This window comes from Blattabacterium sp. (Nauphoeta cinerea) (assembly GCF_000471965.1).
In the GTDB taxonomy this organism is placed as follows: Bacteria; Bacteroidota; Bacteroidia; order Flavobacteriales; family Blattabacteriaceae; genus Blattabacterium.
Window position 1 is genome coordinate 513,739 of sequence record NC_022550.1, and the last position, 18,975, is coordinate 532,713.

Consider the following 18,975-nt stretch of genomic DNA (forward strand, 5'->3'; position numbering starts at 1 on the left):
TTATTTTTTTTCAAATGATTTTAAAAAATCAATCATTTCTTGAATGTTTCCATTCATAAATCCTGTAAGATTATAAATAGATTTATGAATTCTGTGATCTGTTACTCGATTTCTAGGATAATTATAGGTTCTAATTTTTACTGAACGATCTCCTGTAGAAACCAAAGATTTTCTTTTTACAGATATTTTCCTTAATCTTTTCTCTTTTTCATTTTGATAAATACGTGATCGTAAAACACTTATAGCTTTTTCAAAATTTTTATGTTGAGAACGTTCTTCTTGACATTCTACTGTAATTTTACTTGGAATATGAGTTAATCGTACAGCAGACTCTGTTTTGTTTACATGTTGTCCCCCAGATCCACTAGATCTAAAAGTGTCTTTTTTGATATCAGATAAATTAATGTTGACTTCTATATCTTTAACTTTAGGAAAAACGGCAACAGTTATAGCAGATGTATGCACTCTTCCTTGAGATTCTGTTTCAGGGACCCTTTGGACTCTGTGTACTCCAGATTCAAATTTTAAATTACCATAAACCCCCTTTTTTCCATTGATATCTAAAATGATTTCTTTGTATCCTTTTATTCCTCCTTTTTGAGCGTGTATAATTTTATATTTCCAACTTGATTTTTTAAAATACATTGTATACATTCTTAATATATCTTCAACAAAAAGACACGCTTCATCTCCCCCTGTTCCAGAACGAATTTCTACAATAGCACCATTTCTATCATCTTCTTCTTCTTCTGTATTATTTTCTTTTAGAGCAAAGAAAAGATTCGATAATTCTTTTTCAATAGAAGATAAATTGTCTGAAATTTTGTATTTTTCTGTTGAAGCGAATTCCTTCATTTCCGGATCTGAATCATTTTCTAAAATAAAATTTATTTCTTTAAATAAAGCCAATTTTTTTTTGTATTCTTCATAAAGAGAGACTATTTTTTCTAATTTTGTGTATTTATTCAATAATGTTTTATATTTTTTTTGATCGGATATGATACGAGGTTGTGTGATTAATTTTAAAATTTCAAAAAATTCTTTTTTGTAAATTTCTAATTTTGGGATCAATGAAGTTTTTTTCATTTTTTGAAATCTTTATAATAAATATTTATCGTATTCGATTTATCGAATCGATTAATTCGATATCTTTTTTTATAGCTCTGTTTGTTAAATACAAAATATATATACATAATATAAAAAAAAGAAACACAATAAATGTGTATTTATTTAATTGAAAATATGAAAAGAAAAAGATGAATACATAAATCGTGTTAGCGAGTATATTAATCTTATTAAAAAAGATTTGCAATTTTTGTTTCTTGAAAAAGAAAAGACTTAAAATAGATAGAAATAAACATATAATCAGAAAAATTAAAATTATTTTATTTAGATAAAAATTAGAAAAATCAGTTATATTTTTAAATTTAAAAAAATAGATAAGAATAGAATAAATAAAAATAGAAATAAGTAAGTATAATGTTTGTATTCTATATAACATAATGTAAAAATTAAATTATCTTTATAATTTCTTATTTTGTTATTTAAGTTCAAATTAATTTTTCGTATAATTGTATTTATCGTTTCTAAGTTATTTTTCATAAAAAGTATATTGCTTCCCAAGCATATACATATATAAAACCCAATCATTTTATGTTTGATATTACTGAATTAAAAAGTAAGAAACTTTTTGAATTACAGGAGATCGCTCGTTCATCAGGATTAAAAAAATGCACACAATTACGAAAAAACGAACTCCTAGAAAAAATTATTTCCATTTTTAATAATAAAAATACTTCTGATCCTTTAAAAAAGGAAAATCCTTTAAAAAAGGAAAATCCTTTAAAAAAAGGATTTAAAATGCGAAAAAATACTGAATCTAAAAATTCATTTAAAGAAAAAAAGAACATAAATGGAAAAAAAAATATATTTAAGGAATATTTAAAAATTTCTAATTCTAAATTACCGGAAGAATCTTCTACAAAATTTCAAAAAAAACATCAAAATTTTTCTAATTGGAAAAAGAATGATAGAAATAATAAAAATAATAAATTTGAAGCTCAAAACATATCTCATAGGATAGAAGTAGGATCACAACAAAAAATATCTTCTATTTCTTCCACAAATAAATATCGTACTCCTGAATATGAATTTGAAGGGATCATAATCAGTGAAGGAGTATTAGAAATTATGCCAGAAAATTATGGATTTTTAAGATCTTCCGATTTTAATTATTTATCATCTCCTGATGACATTTATGTTTCACAATCTCAAATTAGACTTTTTAGCATGAAAACAGGAGATACAATAAGAGGAGAAGTACGTCCCCCTAAAGATGGAGAAAAATATTTTCCACTAATTAAAATTATTGAAATTAATGGAAGGTCTCCCTCTTTTGTCAGAGATAGAGATTCTTTTGAACATTTAACTCCATTATTTCCAAATGAAAAATTCAAATTAGCTGAAAAAAATGCAACTCTTTCTACAAGAATTGTAGATCTTTTTACTCCTATAGGAAAAGGACAGAGAGGGATGATTGTCGCTCCTCCTAAAACAGGAAAGACTACTTTATTAAAAGAAATAGCCAATGCTATTGCGGCTAATCATTCTGAAGTTTATTTGATTATATTATTAATTGATGAACGACCAGAAGAAGTCACAGATATGCAAAGAAATGTAAAAGGAGAAGTCATTGCATCTACTTTTGATGAACCTGCAGATCGACATGTTAAAGTTGCTAATATTGTTTTACAAAAAGCAAAAAGAATGGTAGAATGTTCACATGATGTAGTTATATTATTAGATTCTATTACACGTTTAGCACGTGCTTATAATACTGTTGCTCCTGCATCTGGAAAGGTATTATCAGGAGGAGTAGACGCAAATGCATTACATAAACCAAAAAGATTTTTTGGAGCTGCTAGAAATATAGAAAATGGAGGATCTTTATCTATAATTGCTACAGCTATGATCGATACTGGATCAAAAATGGATGAAGTAATTTTCGAAGAATTTAAAGGGACAGGAAATAAAGAACTTCAATTAGATAGGAAAATAGCTAATAAACGAATTTATCCAGCTATTGATCTTGTTTCTTCTAGTACGAGAAAAGATGATCTTTTACTTGATTCAAACACATTACAAAGAATGTGGATTTTACGAAAACATCTTTCTGATATGAATCCAGTAGAAGCTATGGAATTTTTAAGATCTAGAATGTCTAGAACTAAAAATAATGAGGAGTTTTTAATATCTATGAATGGATGAATAAATTTTTTAATATTTGATTTTTTAGATGAAAAACATTATATTAATAAATAATATTCGCGGGATGGAGCAGTTGGTAGCTCGTCGGGCTCATAACCCGAAGGTCATAGGTTCGAGTCCTATTCCCGCTATTTTTTCCTCAAATGCATTATTCATTTATACTTCTTAATTTCTTTATTTTATTTATATGCGTATATTTTTTTAGGAAATTGGAATTTTTTTTTAGAAAAGAATTTAAAGATCAACAAAATGAAATTCAAAATTTATATAAAAATAGTAGAATTGAAATAAATAATTCATTAGTTGAAATAAAGATTGATTTGATACAAAATGTAAAAATATTTCAAGATTCTATTGATAAAAAAATTCAATTTTATATAGAGTCCCAAGATAAAAAATTAGATTCAATTTATACATCACAAGAAAAGTTTATTAAATTTATTGAGAATAAAATTGATGAAATCAGAGAAAATGTTAATGATAAACTTCAAACTTCTTTAAATGTGCATTTAGGGAAATCATTCGAAATAATTGGGAATCAATTATTTTTTTTACAAGAGGGATTAGGAGAAATGAAAATTTTAGCAAAAGATGTGAGTTCTTTAAAAAGAACTTTAAATCATATAAAAATATGTGGAAGTTTTAGTGAAATGCAGCTTTCAATGCTTTTACAACAAATATTATCTCCGGAACAATATGCTTGTAATGTTGTCACGAAATCTAGTACAAATTTTGTGGTAGAATTTGCAATTAAACTTCCTGGATTTGGAGATGGAGATATGATATGGTTACCTATTGATGTTAAGTTTCCAAAAGAAACTTATGAAAAAGTCCAGAAAGCTTATCATAATGGAGAAAAAAAAAATATAGAAATAGCTATAAAAAATATGGAATCTGTGATTAAAAAAATGTCCAAAGATATTCAAGAAAAATATATAGACCCTCCACATACTACTGATTTCGCTATTCTTTTTTTACCTTTTGAAGGTATATATGCTGAAGTTGCAAGAAATTCTAGTTTATTAGAAGAATTATTAAGAAAATACAAAACAGTAATTACAGGTCCGTCCACATTAGCTGCTGTATTAAACAGTTTACAAATTGGGTTCAAAACTTTAGCTATTCAAAAAAGAAGTTCTGAAGTTTGGAAAATTTTGGAAATGGTAAAACAAGAATTCAAAAAATTTGGATTATTACTTCATCAAGCTCAAGATAAATTGCAAGGAGCCTCCAAAGACATAGATAGATTATTAGGTGTTAGAATTAATTTGATAGAAAAAAAATTAAAAGATGTAGAAAATTTATAGATCGGAGCGGAGAGAAAGGGATTCGAACCCTTGACACTTTTTTTGTGAACACGCTTTCCAGACGTGCGCCTTAATCCTCTCGGCCATCTCTCCAAAAAAGTAAAATTGTAAGCCGGATTCTGTTTCTACACCTATCATTTATCTAGGATCTAGGTTACCCATGATCTCAATCTGCCTACCCCCCGGTTTCAACCGAGCTAGTTTACCGGTATACATGGCATTTCACCACACAGAGTTTACATGATTTCACTACAGCTAATTTTGTATTCTGTACATTCTTTCTGTTGCACTATTCCTCATCTCACGATGGATGGGTGTTACCCATTGTGTCGCTCTATGGTGTCCGGACTTTCCTCATTTTTTTTGTAAAAAAAATGCGATAGGACATTTACTTTTTATTTTCATCTAGGTTTGAGTAAATATTTTTTACATCCTCATTCAGGTAAAGTTTATCAACAAAATTTATAACTTTGTTTCTTTTTTCTTCTGAAAGATACTTAATTTGTTTTGGAATACGTTTGATTTTATACTCATGAAAAATTTTTAGTCTTTCTAAATTATTTTTCATCACTCCCAAATATTCCAAGTTAGTGTATAAATAAACCATACAATGATCTATTATAACATCTTGAGCTCCAAAATCTATTGTCATAAGTTGAAAATCCTCCATTGAATGATGAATATCTTTTTTCTTAATACAAAAAACCACCATTCTATGAAAAAAATGGCTTAATTCCCCATTATGACATAACCTTCCTCCATTTTTATTAAAAAGTGTTTTAATATGAGAACTAGTTCGAATGCTATTATTCGTCATACATTCTATAATTATACTAATTCCATGAATTAGTCCTTCTAAATTTAAATTTTTATAATCATCTGTTTTGATTTGTAAAGCTTTTTTTATCGCTTTTTCTATAGTTTTTTTAGGAATATTAACTGATCTTGCGTTTAAAATTGCATTTTTGAAACGAGAATTATTGGTGCCTGATTCTTTGACGGCTGTAGAAATTTCTTTAATAAATTTAGAAAATTTTTTAGATTTTTTAAAATCTTGATTTGATTTCCTATGTTGTATATTTGACCATTTACTGTGTCCTGACATGGAATGTCTTTATATTAATATAATATGTTATATTTATTGTTTTGGCAAGTTAAAACAAAAAAATTATTATGTCAAAAGTTTGTGAATTGACAGGAAAAAAAGCAATGATCGGAAATAAGGTTTCTCATGCTAATAACAAAAAAAAACGTCGTTTTAATATTAATTTATGCAAAAAACGTTTCTTTTTAGTAAAAGAAAAAAAGTGGATTACTTTAAAAATTTGCACTTCTACTATTAAACTTATTAATAAAATAGGAATAGAAGAAGTTTTAAAACGTTTTAAATATAAAAAATATTGAAATAATGGGAAAAAAAGGAAATAGAATACAAGTTATATTAGAATGTATTGAACAAAGAAAAATTGGAATTTCTGGTTGTTCTAGATATGTTACTACAAAAAATAAGAAAAATACTCCAAATAGAATTGAACTAAAGAAATATAATCCTATATTAAAAAAATATACGATTCATAAAGAAATTAAATAATAATGTCTAAAAAAAGCGGGGATAATAGTCAAAAAAAAAAGATTTCAAAAAAAATGACTTTAGCTATAAGAATAGTGAAATCTAAAAAGTCAGGTTCTTATACTTTTGAAAAAAAAATGATATCTGGTAAAGAGATCAAGGTTTTTTTTTGCAAAAAAGCAATGAATTATAATGTTTTTGAAAAAAGATAAAATATTCAACCATGAATTAAAAAAAACTAGAGAATCCTTCTTATCCAAGATAAAAAATATTTTTTTGAAAAAATCAAAAATAGATATCAATGTGATTGATCATATTGAAGAAGTATTATTATCTGCAGATATAGGTACGAAAACCACTATAAAAATTATTAATAACTTAGAAACAAGAATTCAAAAAGAAAAATATAGAGACTCTAAAGAGATTTATAATATTCTTAAAGAGGAAATTGAAAATCTTTTTTTAAATATTAAATATTTGTTTAGAAAGAAAAATAAAAAAAATAATAAAAAACCATATGTTATATTGGTAGTAGGAGTGAATGGAGTTGGAAAAACAACTACTATTGGTAAATTAGCTTTCTTTTTAAAGAAAAAAGGATTTCATGTTGTGATAGGCGCTGCAGATACATTTAGAGCCGCGGCTATTGATCAACTTGAAATATGGTCAAATCATGCTGGAGTTCCTTTAATCAAACAACATATATATGCAGATCCAGCATCTGTGGCGTATGATACTTTGCAATCTGCAAAATATAAAAAAAAAGATGTAGTCCTAATTGATACTGCTGGTCGATTACAAAATCGAATCAGTCTTATGGAAGAACTTTCTAAAATAAGCAGAGTCATGAAAAAAATAATTCCTGATTCCCCTCATGAGATTATCCTTATTTTAGATGCTACAACTGGTCAAAATGCTTTTGAACAGGTAAAAAAGTTTACCTCTTTTGTTAAAATTTCTTCTATTATTTTAACAAAAATAGAAGGAACAGCCAAAGGAGGAGTAGTAATAGGAATCATGGATCAATTTAAAATTCCTATTCAATACTTAGGAATAGGAGAAAAATTACAAGATCTAAAAATATTTGATGGAAAAAAATTTATTGATAATTTTTTTGAATACAAATAAAACTGACATGTTGTCTATTACATAAATCATGGTATAACTTTTGCGTAAAAATTAAACATTTAATATTAGTATTTATGGAAATTAATAAAATTAATGTGACTTCAGATAATATTTTTCCTATTATTAAAAAATTTCTTTATTCAAATCAAGAAGTTTTTTTACGTGAATTAGTTTCTAATGCTATAGATGCTATTATCAAATTAAAAACTTTAATCCAATTAGAAAATTGGGATGAAATTACTGATAATTTTCAAGTAAAAATTATCATAGATAAAATAAATAATACACTTCATATTTTAGATAATGGGATAGGCATGACGAAAGAGGAAGTAGATAAATATATAAACCAAATAGCTTTTTCTGGAGCTGAAGAATTTGTTAAAAAATATAAAAATTTATCTACAACGGACTCTAATATTATTGGACATTTTGGATTGGGTTTTTATTCTTCTTTTATGGTAGCAAATAAAGTTGTAATATACACGCAATCTTATAAAAAAAATGCATCATCTATATTTTGGTCTTGTGAAGGGGATCCAAGTTTTGTAATGAAAGAAATTGAAAAAAAAGATAGAGGGACAGAAATTGTTTTATTTATTAATGAAGATAAGAAAGAATTTTTGGATTATGATCGTATTTTTAAACTATTACAAAAATATTGTAAATTCATGCCCATAAGTATTTCTTTATCCTCAAAATCAAAGGATAATGAAAATAAAGAAAAAGAAATTGTTGTCAATAATACAAATCCTGCTTGGAAACAAAATCCACTTCAATTAAACGATAAAAATTATTTGGATTTTTATCATGAATTATATCCAAATCAATTAGATGATCCTTTATTTTGGGTGCATTTAAATATAGATCATCCTTTTCATTTAACAGGTGTTTTATATTTTCCTAAAATAGAAAAAAGAATAGATCTACAAAAAGATAAAATTCATTTGTATCAAAATCAAGTTTATATTACAGATAATTTAGAAGGAGTTGTTCCAGATTTTCTTAGTTTATTAAGAGGAGTTATAGATTCTCCAGATATTCCTCTTAATGTTTCACGTTCTCATTTACAATATGATGCATCTGTTCAAAATATATCTAAATATATAACAAGAAAAGTAGCAGATAAGTTAGATTCTATGTTTAGAAAAAACAGAGATGATTTTCAAAAAAAATGGAAAAATATAAAAATTATAGTAGAGTATGGAATGATTAGTGCGCAAAATTTCTTTGAAAAAGCTATAAAATTTTTTGTTTTTTATACTACAGATCAAAATTATTTTACGTTAGAAGAATTTAAGGAAAAAATAAAAGAAACTCAAAAAAATAAAGAAGGAAAAATTGTTTTTCTTTATTCTTCAGATAAAGAAAAACAATATAGTTGTATAAAAGAAGCTAAAGATAGATACTATGAAGTTTTAATTTTTGATAGTCCACTTTCAGTTCATTTAATACAGAAATTAGAGTTTTCTTATCAAGACATTTGTTTTGTGCGAGTGGATTCAGATCATATCGATAAGTTAATTAATTTTAGAAAAGAAGAGAAATATCATTCAGAACTTTCTGAAAAAGAAAAACAAGATTTAAAAAATCTTATTCAAGATCATTTAATGAAAAATTTCCAATTTTCTATACAATTAGAAGATTTATCCAAAGAGGATAATCCTTTTTTAATTATTATTCCAGAATTTTTGAGGAGAATAAAAGAAATGAATTCTACTATAGAAAAAGATATCATAGAAGAAAAAGATAATAAATATTATCAATTAATAGTTAATACAAATCATATTTTGATGAAAAAAATATTAAAAGAAACATCAGAAGAAAAAAGAAAAAAAATTCTTCAAGAAGCTTTAAATTTAACTCTGTTATCCAAAGATTTATTATATGGAAAAAATCTTACAAATTTTATATCAAAAAGATTAGAAGATCTTATACAAGAATAAGATTTATTTATTAAATTTTTTTAATTTGATTCCTGTTAATATTTTTTTTGTATATAATGGAAAATCGGAATTTTGTATCCAACTATAATAATTAGGATCTTTTTCAAAAATTTCGAAAACTTTTTTCCCTTTATATTTTCCAAAATTAAATATTTCATTTCCCTTTTCATCTATTTTTATAAACCCAGCAAGATCTGCTATATTTTTTTGATGAGAAAATTGATTTAGACTTTTTACATCTCTTTTTAAATTTTCATATTTTTCTAATTGCGCTAATAATATTTCATACGTAGCAAATGTATCAGCTCTAGAGCTATGGGCTTTCATAAGATTTTTACTACAATAATATTTATAAGCAGCAGAAAGAGTTCTTGGTTCCATTTTGTGAAAAATGACTTGTACATCTATAGTTTTATGTTTTTTAATATCAAAAGATATTCCTGCGCGAAGCATTTCTTCTGCTAAAATTGGGATATCAAATCTGTTAGAATTATACCCTGCTAAATCTGTATTTTCAATCATTCTAAAAATAGAAGAAGCTACATCTTTGAATTTCAGTTTTCCTGCCACATCTTCATCTTTAATACCATGAATAGCTGTTGATTGTGGAGGAATAGGAATTCCAGGACAAATTAACCAAGTTTGATCTTCTTGTCTACTATTAGGAAATATTTTTAATATAGATATTTCTATGATTCTATCTTTTCCTATATTGATTCCTGTTGCCTCTATATCAAAAAAACAAATAGGACGATGAAGTTTTAATTTCATATTTTTAATTATGAATTTTTTGTTTTGATCTATGAAAATAGATTGAAATTATTATATAAAAAATAATAATACATGGAACCCCCCTCATATGTAAAGTTAATAAAAGAAATGTACTAATTAATAAAAAAATATAACGTATTTTATTCTTTTTCCAAGAAAAGTTTTCAAAGTTAAAAGAGAACATTGGAATATGAGACACTAAAAGATAACAGGATAAGAATATTATCAAAAGCATTGTAATAAGATATATGATTTTTTTTTGAAAAAAAGGAATATTATCATTTGTAATAATAAGAGATAAAGAAGAAAAAAATAGGGTGTTTATGGGGGTTGTTAGTCCTATAATATAATTTTTACAATAAGTAAAAATATTAAATTTAGCTAGACGATATGCAGAGGCAATGGAAATAAAAAAAGCTGAATATTCAATAAATGGAATCGGTGTTTTTTTTTCCAACAAAAGAAAAACTATTATAGATGGAACTATTCCGAAAGAAACCATATCTGCTAAAGAATCTAATTCTTTCCCAAATAATTTTTGATTTTTTATCAATCTAGAAAAAAAACCATCCAAAAAATCAAAAATTATTGAAAATAAAGTAGCAATAGCAGAATAATTAAAATCTTTAGATTGTAAAAATATTATAGATATGCATCCAAAAAATAAATTTAATGAAGTAAATATATTAGGAATTATTTTTATCAAAATATACAAATATTTTACTAAAAATAAATAAATATTATTATTATTTAATAATATTATTTTATAATGATTAATTTTTTTTATGAAATTTCTAATTTTCAGATTCAAAAAGGATCTTCATTAATTAATGAAATTTGTATTTTATTAAATAATGAAGGTATGTATATTGGAAATATTAATTATATTTTTTGTGATGATAATTTTATTTTAGATATGAATCAAAAATATTTGAGAAAAAATTTTTATACAGATGTGCTTGCGTTTGATTATTCTGTCAATCAATATATATCCGGAGATATATTTATTAGTGTAGATCGAGTTAGTGAAAATTCTAAAAAATGGGGTCAGTTTTTTATATATGAATTAAAACGTGTTATGATACATGCTATATTACATTTTTTAGGATATGATGATCATCATCATATAAATAAAGAAATTATGAAAAAAAAAGAAGAGTTTTATTTAAATTTATTTCAATAAAATCATGTTTTTAGATATATATGATGTTATTGTGGTTGGTGGAGGGCATGCAGGTGTTGAAGCTGCTTCTGCATCTTCTAATATGGGATCTAAAACTTTGCTTATCACTACTAATTTGCAAACTATAGCTCAAATGTCATGTAATCCCGCTATTGGAGGAATCGCTAAAGGTCAGATTATTAGAGAAATAGATGCTTTAGGGGGGTATTCTGGGATAGTTGCAGATTCTAGTACTATTCAATTTAGAATGCTTAATAAATCTAAAGGACCTGCTGTATGGAGTCCAAGGGCTCAATGTGATAGAAAATTATTTTCTTATTATTGGAGATTTTTTATAGAAAAAAATGCTAGATTAGATCTGTACCAAGATACAGTAACATCTTTAATAATAGAACAGTATAAAGTGAAAGGCGTTCAAACTTATTTCGGATTAAAAATTAAAGGAAGATCAGTAATACTTACAAATGGTACTTTTTTAAATGGAAAAATACATATTGGAAAAAAAAAAATAAATGGAGGAAGAATAGCAGAAAAAGAAGTAACAGGTATTACGGAACAATTAACTAAAAATTTTGGATTTAGGTTTGGAAGAATGAAAACAGGAACATCCCCAAGAGTAGATGGACGTTCTTTAAATTATGATAAGATGAGGTCTCAAAATGGAGATATAAATCCCAAAAAATTTTCTTTTTTTTATAATACAAAAAAATTGAAAGAACAAAGAAAATGTTACATTACTTACACCAATAAAAAATTACATGATTTTATACGTAATAATTTCATCGATTCTCCAATTTATACAGGGTTGATTCAAGGTGTTAGTCCTAGATATTGTCCTTCTATAGAAGAAAAAGTTTTACGGTTTTCTGATAAAGAAGAACATACAATTTTTGTTGAACCAGAAGGATGGGATACTGTAGAAGTATATGTGAATGGGTTCTCAACATCCTTTCCAGAAAAAATCCAATTTCAATCTTTGAAACAAATTTCAGGTTTTGAAAAAGTAAAAATATTAAAGCCTGGATATGCTATTGAATACGATTATTTTCCCCCAGAACAATTAAAAATTACTTTAGAAAGCAAAATTATAGAAAATCTTTTTTTTGCCGGACAAATTAATGGGACAACTGGATATGAAGAAGCGGCGGCACAAGGATTAATGGCAGGAATCAATGTTCATTTAAAAATTCACCAAAAAGAACCATTTATTCTCAAAAGAAATCAAGCTTATATTGGTGTTTTAATAGACGATTTGATTACAAAAGGGACGAAAGAACCTTACAGAATGTTTACTTCAAGAGCTGAATATAGAATGTTATTAAGACAAGATAATGCGGATGAAAGATTAACTCCTATGGGATATAATATAGGCTTAATTTCAAAGGAAAAAATGTATAAATTAGATAAAAAACAATCTAAAATTAAAAAATGTATGTTTTTATTCCAAAATAAAAATTTTGATCCCAAGACTATAAATCCTATATTGAGTGCTAAAAATTCTTCTAAAATATATCATGAAAAAAAAATAGAAACCATTTTATCTCGTTCTGAGATTGATGTAGAAGACATTGTTTCCATTCCATTTTTAACAGAGGAAATTAAAAAAAACAATTTTTATCAGGAAATATTGGAACAAGTTTCTATCAGAATAAAATATAAAGGGTACATAGATAGAGAAAAAGAGAATGCAAAAAAATTATTGAAATTGGAAAATATTAAAATTCCGAATAATTTTGATTACAAATCAATTAAATCACTTTCTTTAGAAGCAAAAGAAAAATTAGATTATTATCGTCCAATATCATTAGCTCAAGCTTCAAGAATTAGTGGAATTTCTCCTTCAGATTTAAGTGTTTTACTCATTCATATGGGTCGTTAGAATTATTTTCTATTGTTTAGAATAAACAAATCTTCATCTTCTTTTTTCATGTAAAATTTTTCTCTTGCCAATTTTTCAAGATATTTAGGGTCTGCGGTTAATTTTTCTAGTTTAATTCCTTCTAATAAAATCTTTTTTTTCAGAAAATCTCTGTTGTATGTCATTTCCTTAATATTTTTTTTAAACTTATAATGTAACATTAAAGAATTCGAATCAAAAAAAGATATCCATATGAAGAAAAAAACGATAATCCAAAAATATTTATTTTTAAAGATCCTGTATTTTTTTTCTTTTAACATACTTAGAACGGATTGTAAAAATGAATACACTCATTATCCAATAAATGATAAAAGAAGATAAGAAAAATATACACCAAAAACCAGATATAGTTATAAATAAAAAAAACAAAAATCCTATAAATTTAATAATCATAGATGAATTATAATTTTTATATATATAATTTCGTAAAAAAATAGGATAATGACATATAGAATAGAAAAAGACACTTTAGGTTTCGTGAAAGTACCTGTAAATAAATATTGGGGAGCACAAACAGAAAGATCTAGAAATAATTTTAAAATTGGTTCAGAAGCTTCTATGCCTATAGAAATTATTCATGCATTTGGTTTTTTAAAAAAAGCCGCTGCTCATGCTAATTTTAAATTAGGTATTCTATCTAAAAAAAAGAAAGATATGATATCTTTAGTTTGTGATGAAATTATAGAGGGAAAGCTAAATAATCAATTTCCTTTAGTTATATGGCAAACAGGATCAGGAACTCACACTAATATGAATATCAATGAGGTCATTTCCAATAGAGCTCATGTTTTAATGGGAGGGAAACTAGGAAGTTCTCAATCTTTTATTCATCCTAATGATGATGTAAACATGTCTCAATCATCTAACGATACTTTTCCTACAGCAATGCATATAGCTTCTTATCAAAAATTAGTAAAAAAAACTATTCCTTCTATTCAAGGAATAAAAAAAACGCTGGAAGAAAAATCAAAATTATTTAATAATGTTATTAAAATAGGAAGAACTCATCTTATGGACGCAACTCCCATTACTTTAGGACAAGAATTTTCTGGATATGTTTCTCAAATTGATCATGGATTAAATGCTCTAAAAAGATCTCTAGATCATCTTTCTGAATTGGCTATAGGGGGAACGGCTGTAGGAACAGGGTTGAATGCTCCTAAAGGATATGATATAAAAGTAACCGAATATATTTGTAAATATACTGGGTTGGCTTTTAAGGTAGCAAAAAATAAGTTTGAAGCAATAGCATCTCATGATGCTATAGTTGAATCTCATAGTGCTCTTAAACAAATAGCTATTTCTTTAATTAAAATATCAAATGACATTCGTTTTTTATCTTCTGGCCCACGTTCAGGTATTGGAGAAATTTATATTCCTAAAAACGAACCTGGATCTTCTATTATGCCTGGGAAAATAAATCCTACTCAATGTGAAGCTATTATTATGGTTTGCACTCAAATTATAGGAAATGATATGGCGATTTCTGTGGCTGGATCTTCAGGAAATTATGAATTAAATGTATATAAACCATTAATGGCATATAATTTTTTACAATCTTCTCAACTTCTTGCAGATGCTTGTTTTTCTTTTTCTTCTTTTTGCGTAAAAGGAATAAAACCAAACTATCGAAGAATTAAAGAATTTTTAGATCAATCTTTGATGTTAGTTACAGCACTTAATACTCATATTGGATACGAAAAATCGGCAGAAATCGCAAAATATGCTTATGAAAATAATACGACATTAAAAGAAGAAGCAATTCGATTAGGATACTTAACTGTTGATGAATTTGAAAAATTTATTAATCCATCCAAAATGGTGTGAATATGATATGAATCAAAATATTATTTAAAAGAATAATTTTTTCACATTTAAATGAATAATCTCGGATATTTTTTCTTCTGATGTAGAATAAATTTGCGATAATTTTTTTAAAATTATTCTTAAATTTTTTGGTTCATTTCTTTTTCCTCTAAAAGGATGTGGAGAAAGATAAGGAGAATCAGTTTCTAATACTAAATGATTCAAATTTATTTTATGTAAGAATTGACTAACATGGTTATTTTTAAAAGTGATTATTCCTCCAATGCCTAATTTTATTCCAATATCAATAATTTTTTTAGCTTGTTCCAAAGTACCGGAGAAACAATGTAAAACACCTTTAAGAAAGGAATTTTTCTCTTTTGATAAAATATGAAAAACTTGATCAAAAGCTTTTCTACAATGTAGAACGACAGGGAGTTTTTTTTGTTTAGCCCATTGTATTTGAGTTTGAAAAGCATATTCTTGTTCAGATACAAATTTTGTTTCTAAATGTAGATCCATTCCAATTTCTCCTATAGAAATAAAAGAATGTTTATGTAACCATGTTTTAATATTTTGTAATTCTTTTTCTAAACTGTATGGATCAACTTTGTTTGGATGCAATCCAACCATAGGAAAGCATATATTAGGATATTTTTTTTCTAATTTTAATATACTAGGAATAGTAGAACTATCTATAGAAGGTAGTAAAAATCTATTAATTCCTTTATGAAAGGCTTTTTTAATTACAAAATCAATATCTTCATCAAATTCTCTCATATATAAATGAGTATGGGTATCAGTTATTTTCATGTAATAATTAATTTTTATTTTTTTTTAATCAAAATATTTTATGAAAGCTTATTTATTTCCTGGTCAAGGATCTCAATTTGTAGGAATGGGAAAAGACTTATATAAAAATTCTCATTTAGCAAAAAAATTATTTCAATTATCTGATGAAATTTTAGGTTTTCGAATGACATCTGTAATGTTTGAAGGATCTATGAATACTTTAAAAAATACAAAATATACACAATTAGCAATTTATATATATTCAGTTATCAAAGCAAAAATATCGAATAATTTTGATCCAGATATGGTAGCTGGCCATTCTCTGGGAGAATTTTCTGCTTTAGCTGCAGTTGATGTATTTTCCTTTGAGGATGGATTAAAATTAGTGAATCAAAGAGCATCAATTATGCAAAATATTTGTGAATCAACTCATGGTGGGATGGCTGTCGTATTAGGGTTAAAAGATTCCATTATAGAAGACGTTTGTAAAAAAGACCGGGGGGTTATAGTCCCATCCAATTATAATAGTCCTGAACAGCTAGTAATTTCTGGAGAAATACAAGCCTTAAAAAGAGTTTGTCTTATTCTAAAAAAAATAGGAGCTAAAAAAATATTTGTTCTTCCTGTTCATGGAGCCTTTCACTCTCCAATAATGGAACCAGCCCAAAATAAATTTCAAAAAATTGTAAATAAAATTTATTTTAAAGATTCTAAATACCCAATATATCAAAATGTAACTGCACGACCTATCACAAAATCTTATGATATAAAAAATAATCTTGTAAAACAACTGACTTATCCAGTCAAATGGAAACAATCTATAAAAAATATGATAGCTCATGGAGCTGTTTCATTTACAGAAATAGGTCCAGGTAATATTTTACAAGGTTTAATTAAAAAAATTTCAAAAAATTCTGTATAAAAAATCTAAATCCATAATGCATAGACATAGATATAAACGTTTTTTTTATAGTCACGGAAAACTGTTATTAACAGGGGAATATTTCATTTTGTATGGAGCCTGTGGATTAGCTCTTCCTACAATTAAAGGACAATCGTTAACTATCTTTATACACAATTTATCTTCTGTTTTACATTGGAAAAGTTATGATGAAATCAATCAACCTTGGTTTGAAGGGGTATTTCAACTTCCTTCTTTAAAGATTTGTTACGAAACAGAAAAAAATACGGCTTTTAAACTAAGAGATTTATTATTAAAATCTAAAAAAATTCAAAAAAATTTTCTTCATGATTCGTTAGGAATATATGTCAAAACAAAACTTGAATTTCCAAGAGATTGGGGTTTAGGGAGTAGTTCTACTTTAATGAATAACATAGCAAAATGGGCAAAAATAGATCCTTATATGTTATTAGGAAACAATTTTCCAGGTAGTGGTTATGATATAGCTTGCGTTTCAATTTCAAAACCCATAATTTATCAACTTTGGAATCAAAAACCTCATATTATTCCTATAGAATTTAATCCACCATTTAGAGATAAACTTTTTTTTCTGCATCTTAATAAAAAACAAAATACTTGTGATGAAATACGATATTTTCGTTCTAATATATCTCATGTCTCTAATGAAAATATAGAATCTATATCTTCTATAACTCATAGAATTCCTTTTTGTAAAACATTAAAAGAATTTGAAGAGTTATTGTTAAAACATGAAAATATTATATCAAAAATATTAAATATCCCTACTATTAAAGAAATATATTTTCCGGATTATTTGGGAATAGTAAAGAGTTTAGGTGCTTGGGGGGGGGATTTTGTTTTAATAAGTTCTAGAAAAGGAATGAAAAATTATTTTTCTGAAAAGGGGTTTGATACTCTTATTTCATTTGATGAAATGATTTTTAAAATATAAAAGTTACATTTTATTTATATTATATATATATATTTAAAAATATTAAATATTAATTTATTATGTGCAGTGTCGTGAATTTTAATATCAATGGATATCATTACAAGCTACCTGTTATTTATGGAACTTTTTATGAAAAAGCTATTAATATTTCTCAGTTAAGAGAAAATACAGGTTTGATTACATTTGATCCAGGATTTAAAAACACAGGAATCACAAAAAGTTCTATTAGTTTTATAGATGGAGAAAAGGGAGAACTTTTATATAGAGGATATCCTATAGAACAAATTATTAATAAATGTTCGTTTATTGAAACGAGTTATCTTATTTTAAATGGAGAACTCCCTAATACTGCACAATTAAAATCTTTTTCTGAAAAAATAAAAACATTTAATCATCTTCATAAAGAAATAAACAAAATATTTGACCATATTCCTAATTTTTATCATCCAATGGGTATTTTATCTTCTTTAACCTATATTTTAGATACATTTATAAATTGTTTACAGGAAGAAGATATGTATCTTCATTTATTAGCTAAATTACCTATTTTAGCGGCTTTAACTTACAGAAAAAAAGTAGGATTACCTCCTCCTCATATTAATCCTAATCTCGATTATACATCTAATTTGTTAGAAATGTTTTTTTCCATTCCCAATAAATCTTATGAACAAAATCCTATTATTACAGACGCTTTGAATAAGATATTAATATTACATGCCGATCATGAACAAAATTGTTCCACAACTACTGTCCGTTTATTAGGTTCTGCTGATACTGGATTATTTTCATCTATATCTGCAGGCATGAGTGCTCTTTGGGGAAGATTGCATGGGGGAGCGAATCAAGCTGTAATTGAAATGTTAGAAGATATTTTACAAAGTGGAGGAAATATAAAAAAATGGATAGAAAAAGCAAAAAATAAAAAAGATCCATTTCGACTCATGGGCTTTGGACATAGAATTTATAAAAATTTTGATCCTAGAGCTAAAATAGCTAAAAAAGTAGCCGAAAATATAATTCAACAATTAGGAATTTCTGATCCTATATTGGAATTGGCAAAAAATCTTGAAGAAAATGCTCTTCAAGATCCTTATTTTGTGGAAAAAAAACTTTATCCTAATATTGATTTTTATTCAGGAATTATTTATCAGGCTATAGGGATTCCAAAATACATGTTTACTGTTATGTTTGCTTTAGGAAGATTACCGGGGTGGATGGCTCATTGGAAAGAGATGAAATATAATAAAGACCCCATAGGAAGACCCAGACAAATTTATATAGGATACAAAAAAAGAAATATACAAAAATAAATGCGGGCGAAGGGATTCGAACCCTTACGCCTAATAGGCATCAGATCCTAATTCTGACGTGTATACCGGTTCCACCACGCCCACTTTATTTGGAAATTTATAATAA

Annotated in this window: 20 protein-coding genes, 3 tRNA genes and 1 other RNA gene; 14 read left to right on the forward strand and 10 right to left on the reverse strand. The window is 26.1% G+C overall.

The features are described from left to right. Both prfA and K645_RS03165 read right to left on the reverse strand, forming a co-directional pair. Complete coding sequence (prfA, locus tag K645_RS02545; protein ID WP_022565319.1) at positions 1 to 1,086, reverse strand: peptide chain release factor 1; 1,086 nt, start codon at positions 1,084 to 1,086, stop codon at positions 1 to 3. 25 nt (positions 1,087 to 1,111) lie between these two features. After that, entirely contained in the window at positions 1,112 to 1,501 is a 390-nt protein-coding gene (locus K645_RS03165; protein ID WP_081683497.1) for a DUF4293 family protein, read from the reverse strand. A gap of 152 nt (positions 1,502 to 1,653) precedes the next feature. Here K645_RS03165 and rho point away from each other — a divergent pair, with 152 nt between their 5' ends. From rho to K645_RS02560, 3 genes are all read left to right on the forward strand, one after another. Beyond that, positions 1,654 to 3,267 (forward strand): transcription termination factor Rho, encoded by a 1,614-nt coding sequence (gene rho / locus K645_RS02550; protein ID WP_022565320.1) that lies wholly within the window; start codon positions 1,654 to 1,656, stop codon positions 3,265 to 3,267. Positions 3,268 to 3,325: 58 nt separating this feature from the next. Then, positions 3,326 to 3,398, forward strand: a tRNA-Met gene (locus K645_RS02555). 78 nt (positions 3,399 to 3,476) lie between these two features. Then, positions 3,477 to 4,574 (forward strand): DNA recombination protein RmuC, encoded by a 1,098-nt coding sequence (locus K645_RS02560; protein WP_235043313.1) that lies wholly within the window; start codon positions 3,477 to 3,479, stop codon positions 4,572 to 4,574. Positions 4,575 to 4,581: 7 nt separating this feature from the next. Here K645_RS02560 and K645_RS02565 read toward each other — a convergent pair. From K645_RS02565 to K645_RS02570, 3 genes are all read right to left on the reverse strand, one after another. Beyond that, positions 4,582 to 4,667, reverse strand: a tRNA-Ser gene (locus tag K645_RS02565). Continuing rightward, positions 4,667 to 4,969: RNase P RNA component class A (gene rnpB, locus K645_RS03130), an RNA gene on the reverse strand. The genes K645_RS02565 and rnpB overlap by 1 nt, the downstream gene beginning before the upstream one ends. Further along, positions 4,963 to 5,679 carry a YebC/PmpR family DNA-binding transcriptional regulator gene (locus K645_RS02570; RefSeq protein WP_022565322.1) on the reverse strand — a complete coding sequence of 239 codons (717 nt, stop codon included), beginning with the start codon at positions 5,677 to 5,679 and terminating at the stop codon, positions 4,963 to 4,965. The genes rnpB and K645_RS02570 overlap by 7 nt, the downstream gene beginning before the upstream one ends. A 68-nt stretch (positions 5,680 to 5,747) precedes the next feature. On the opposite strand from K645_RS02570, the gene rpmB reads away from it, so the two are divergent. The 5 genes from rpmB (at position 5,748) to htpG (ending at position 9,215) form a co-directional block, all read left to right on the forward strand. Continuing rightward, positions 5,748 to 5,978: a 50S ribosomal protein L28 gene (gene rpmB, locus K645_RS02575; protein WP_022565323.1), complete on the forward strand. Its 231-nt coding sequence runs from the start codon at positions 5,748 to 5,750 to the stop codon at positions 5,976 to 5,978. Positions 5,979 to 5,982: 4 nt separating this feature from the next. Further along, entirely contained in the window at positions 5,983 to 6,165 is a 183-nt protein-coding gene (rpmG, locus tag K645_RS02580) for a 50S ribosomal protein L33 (protein ID WP_022565324.1), read from the forward strand. A gap of 2 nt (positions 6,166 to 6,167) precedes the next feature. Beyond that, on the forward strand, positions 6,168 to 6,356 hold the full coding sequence (locus K645_RS02585; protein ID WP_022565325.1) for a DUF4295 family protein: 189 nt from the start codon (positions 6,168 to 6,170) through the stop codon (positions 6,354 to 6,356). Then, positions 6,337 to 7,272: a signal recognition particle-docking protein FtsY gene (gene ftsY, locus K645_RS02590; RefSeq protein ID WP_022565326.1), complete on the forward strand. Its 936-nt coding sequence runs from the start codon at positions 6,337 to 6,339 to the stop codon at positions 7,270 to 7,272. Before K645_RS02585 ends, ftsY begins: the two co-directional genes overlap by 20 nt. A gap of 74 nt (positions 7,273 to 7,346) precedes the next feature. Further along, positions 7,347 to 9,215, forward strand: coding sequence for a molecular chaperone HtpG (gene htpG, locus K645_RS02595; protein WP_022565327.1), 1,869 nt, complete (start codon positions 7,347 to 7,349; stop codon positions 9,213 to 9,215). 3 nt (positions 9,216 to 9,218) lie between these two features. On the opposite strand, the gene K645_RS02600 is transcribed toward htpG, so the two are convergent. After that, on the reverse strand, positions 9,219 to 9,986 hold the full coding sequence (locus K645_RS02600) for a 3'-5' exonuclease (protein WP_022565328.1): 768 nt from the start codon (positions 9,984 to 9,986) through the stop codon (positions 9,219 to 9,221). 4 nt (positions 9,987 to 9,990) lie between these two features. Continuing rightward, the gene (locus K645_RS02605) at positions 9,991 to 10,692 is read right to left on the reverse strand and encodes a CDP-alcohol phosphatidyltransferase family protein (protein ID WP_041936109.1); all 702 of its coding nucleotides are present in this window, start codon (positions 10,690 to 10,692) and stop codon (positions 9,991 to 9,993) included. Between the two features lie 63 nt (positions 10,693 to 10,755). Between K645_RS02605 and ybeY the strand changes: the two genes are divergently transcribed. Beyond that, positions 10,756 to 11,169, forward strand: coding sequence for an rRNA maturation RNase YbeY (gene ybeY / locus K645_RS02610; protein ID WP_022565330.1), 414 nt, complete (start codon positions 10,756 to 10,758; stop codon positions 11,167 to 11,169). Between the two features lie 4 nt (positions 11,170 to 11,173). After that, on the forward strand, positions 11,174 to 13,048 hold the full coding sequence (mnmG, locus tag K645_RS02615) for a tRNA uridine-5-carboxymethylaminomethyl(34) synthesis enzyme MnmG (RefSeq protein ID WP_022565331.1): 1,875 nt from the start codon (positions 11,174 to 11,176) through the stop codon (positions 13,046 to 13,048). A 2-nt stretch (positions 13,049 to 13,050) separates the two neighbouring features. On the opposite strand, the gene K645_RS02620 is transcribed toward mnmG, so the two are convergent. Beyond that, the gene (locus K645_RS02620; RefSeq protein WP_022565332.1) at positions 13,051 to 13,347 is read right to left on the reverse strand and encodes a septum formation initiator family protein; all 297 of its coding nucleotides are present in this window, start codon (positions 13,345 to 13,347) and stop codon (positions 13,051 to 13,053) included. A 181-nt stretch (positions 13,348 to 13,528) separates the two neighbouring features. On the opposite strand from K645_RS02620, the gene fumC reads away from it, so the two are divergent. Continuing rightward, positions 13,529 to 14,914 carry a class II fumarate hydratase gene (gene fumC, locus K645_RS02625; protein WP_022565333.1) on the forward strand — a complete coding sequence of 462 codons (1,386 nt, stop codon included), beginning with the start codon at positions 13,529 to 13,531 and terminating at the stop codon, positions 14,912 to 14,914. A 24-nt stretch (positions 14,915 to 14,938) separates the two neighbouring features. On the opposite strand, the gene K645_RS02630 is transcribed toward fumC, so the two are convergent. Continuing rightward, a complete protein-coding gene (locus tag K645_RS02630; RefSeq protein WP_022565334.1) occupies positions 14,939 to 15,706 on the reverse strand; it encodes a TatD family hydrolase in 768 nt (255 codons plus the stop codon). Between the two features lie 40 nt (positions 15,707 to 15,746). Between K645_RS02630 and fabD the strand changes: the two genes are divergently transcribed. From fabD to K645_RS02645, 3 genes are read left to right on the forward strand one after another with little or no spacing between them, the layout of a single operon-like run. Next, positions 15,747 to 16,607 (forward strand): ACP S-malonyltransferase, encoded by an 861-nt coding sequence (gene fabD / locus K645_RS02635; RefSeq protein WP_022565335.1) that lies wholly within the window; start codon positions 15,747 to 15,749, stop codon positions 16,605 to 16,607. Between the two features lie 16 nt (positions 16,608 to 16,623). Then, a complete protein-coding gene (locus tag K645_RS02640) occupies positions 16,624 to 17,559 on the forward strand; it encodes a GYDIA family GHMP kinase (protein WP_022565336.1) in 936 nt (311 codons plus the stop codon). Positions 17,560 to 17,618: 59 nt separating this feature from the next. Continuing rightward, positions 17,619 to 18,869, forward strand: a complete 1,251-nt coding sequence (locus tag K645_RS02645; protein WP_022565337.1) for a citrate synthase — start codon at positions 17,619 to 17,621, stop codon at positions 18,867 to 18,869. A 1-nt stretch (position 18,870) separates the two neighbouring features. Here K645_RS02645 and K645_RS02650 read toward each other — a convergent pair. Then, positions 18,871 to 18,953 (reverse strand) — tRNA-Leu (locus K645_RS02650). Between the last annotated feature and the right edge of the window lie 22 nt (positions 18,954 to 18,975).